The sequence below is a fragment of the Streptomyces sp. FH025 genome (genome assembly GCF_017427025.1).
Lineage (GTDB): Bacteria > Actinomycetota > Actinomycetes > Streptomycetales > Streptomycetaceae > Kitasatospora.
Genome location: NZ_JAFLNG010000914.1, coordinates 1 through 2551, shown reverse-complemented (window position 1 = coordinate 2551; position 2551 = coordinate 1). Strand labels below are relative to the sequence as shown.

Sequence of the window (2551 nt, the reverse complement as noted above, 5' to 3'; positions counted from 1 at the left end):
GGTCGCGCGGGCGGGGCAGGTCGACGGTCAGCTCGGAGCGGATGCGGCCCGGGTTGGAGGAGAGCACCAGGATCCGGTCGGCCAGCAGCACCGCCTCCTCGATGTTGTGGGTGACGATCAGGATGGACTTGACCGGCGCCTCGTGCCCCTCCCACAGGCCGACCAGCTCGTTGCGCAGGTTCTCGGCGGTCAGCACGTCCAGGGCGGAGAACGGCTCGTCCATGAACAGCGCGTCCGGCTCGACCACCAGCGCCCGGGCGAAGCCGACCCGCTGGCGCATCCCGCCGGACAGCTCCTTGGGGTAGGCGCCCTCGAAGCCGTCCAGACCGATCAGGTCGATCGCCCGTAGCGCCCGCTCGCGCCGCTCCCGCTCGTCCACCCCGCGCGCCTGGAGGCTCAGCTCGACGTTCTGCTGGACGGTCAGCCAGGGCAGCAGCGCGAAGGACTGGAAGACCATCGCCACCCCCGGGTTGGCGGCCCGCAGCGGGGTGCCCCGGTAGGTGACCGTCCCGGAGGACGGTGCGATCAGCCCGGCCAGGCAGCGCAGCAGGGTGGACTTGCCGGAGCCGGACTTGCCGAGCAGGGCGACGATCTCGCCCTCGGCCAGGTGCAGGCTGATGTCGTCGAGCACCGGCAGGGCCCGGCCGTCCGGGGTGGTGAAGGTCTTCGTCACGTCGGCGGCCTCGACGATCGTGGTGCGGGTGGCGGTGGCCATCGCGGGCGGCTCCTCGGTGGGCTGGGTGGAGACGTGGCGGGTCAGAGGGAGTAGCGGGTCTCGGAGAGCCGGTAGAGGCGGCGCCACAGCAGGCGGTTGAGCGCGACCACGTAGACGCTCATCACGCTCACCCCGACCAGGATCTTCGGGAAGGCGCCGGTCCCGGTGGCGTCGGCGATGTACGCGCCGAGCCCGGTGGCGGTCAGGTGGTGCGAGCCGTACTCCACCACCTCGGCGACGATGGAGGCGTTCCAGGCGCCGCCGGCCGCGGTGATGCCGCCGGTGACGTAGTAGGGGAAGACGGCCGGCAGGATGAACGCCCGCCAGCGCAGCCGCCCCCTGACCTGGAAGCCGGTCATCGCCTCGCGCAGGTCGGTGGGGATCGCGGAGGCCCCGGCGATCACGTTGAACAGGATGTACCACTGCGCGCCGAGCGCCATCAGCAGCACCGAGCCGATGTTCAGCGAGATGCCGAGGGCGACGAAGGCGGCGGTGGCGAAGGGGAACAGGAAGTTCGCCGGGAAGCTGGCCAGCACCTGCACCACGGGCTGGGCGAACCGGGTGACCTTGGGGTTCATCCCGATCCACACCCCGACCGGCACCCACACCAGGGTCGCCGCCGCGAGCAGCAGCAGCACCCGGCCGAAGGTGGCCGCGCCGAGCGCGAAGGCGTGGCCGAACTCGCCGAGGCCGACGGTGGTGTCGACGTAGTCGAAGGCCCTCCAGGCACCGAAGAGCACGACGGCGGTCACCGCCCCGGCGAAGAACACGTCCCCGGCGCGCTCCTGGGAGGCGGGGCGGGCCAGCGGGTGCTCGGCCAGGCCGAAGACCCGGGTGCCCCGGTCCAGCGCGAGCCCGACGGGTCGCAGCGGCCGGGCGACCAGGTCGGGCAGGCTGGAGCGGCGCAGGAGGTCGAGGACGACGCTGCGCGGCCGGTCGGCGGCCTCCGACTCCTCCACCCGGAACCGCTCGGACCAGGCCGTCATCGGCCGCCAGAACAGCACGTTGACGCCGATCACCATGACGACCATCACGCCGATCGCGATGCCGACCTGGTCGAGGTTGCCGTGGCCGATGGCGGTGGCCGCGTAGGAGCCGATGCCGGGCAGCGCGTAGTGGTGGTTGAGCACGCTGATCGACTCGGAGGCGGCGAGGAAGAACCAGGCCCCGCCGAAGCTCATCATCCCGTTCCAGACCAGCGGGATCATGCCGCTGGGCACGTCGAGGCGCCAGAACCGCTGCCACTTGGTCAGCCGCATCACCCGGGCCGCCTCGTCCAGTTCGCTCGGCTGGCTGACCAGCGAGTAGTAGAACGCGAAGGTCATGTTCCAGGCCATCGAGGTGAAGATCGCGAAGATCGACGCGCACTCCAGGCCGAGGGTGGAGCCGGGGAAGAGGTTGATGAAGGCGGTGACGGTGATCGACAGGAAGCCGAGGATCGGCACCGACTGGAGGATGTCCAGGACCGGCAGCAGCACCTTCTCGGCCCGCCGCAGCCGGGCCGCGGCGATCGCGTAGACGAAGGTGAACAGCACCGAGGCGGCCAGCGCCGCGAACATCCGCAGCAGCGAGCGGACCGCGTAGTACGGCAGGTCGGAGGGGTCGGTGGAGACGGTGGCGGGGGCCTGGTCGGGCAGGAACGGCGCGTCCAGCGAGGGGGCGAGCCGCAGCAGTCCGTACAGCAGGGACACCAGGGCGGCGGCGACCAGGAGGTCCACCCAGCGGAACTCGGGGCGGCGCCACACTCCGCGCGAGGGGAAACCGTCGCCGGCCACCCGTACCACCGTCCGTCCGCTGCTCGCCTGCTCGCCGCCGTGGGTCCGACCGCGCACCAGC

2 protein-coding genes are annotated in these 2551 nt (G+C 71.8%); both read right to left on the bottom strand.

What is annotated here, in order from left to right:
- Positions 1-715 (bottom strand): ABC transporter ATP-binding protein (locus J0670_RS35605; protein ID WP_207816745.1); only part of this gene is annotated, 715 nt, incomplete at its 3' end.
- A 41-nt stretch (positions 716-756) separates the two neighbouring features.
- A complete protein-coding gene (locus J0670_RS35600) occupies positions 757-2547 on the bottom strand; it encodes an ABC transporter permease subunit (protein WP_307806840.1) in 1791 nt (596 codons plus the stop codon).
- Positions 2548-2551: the final 4 nt, after the last annotated feature.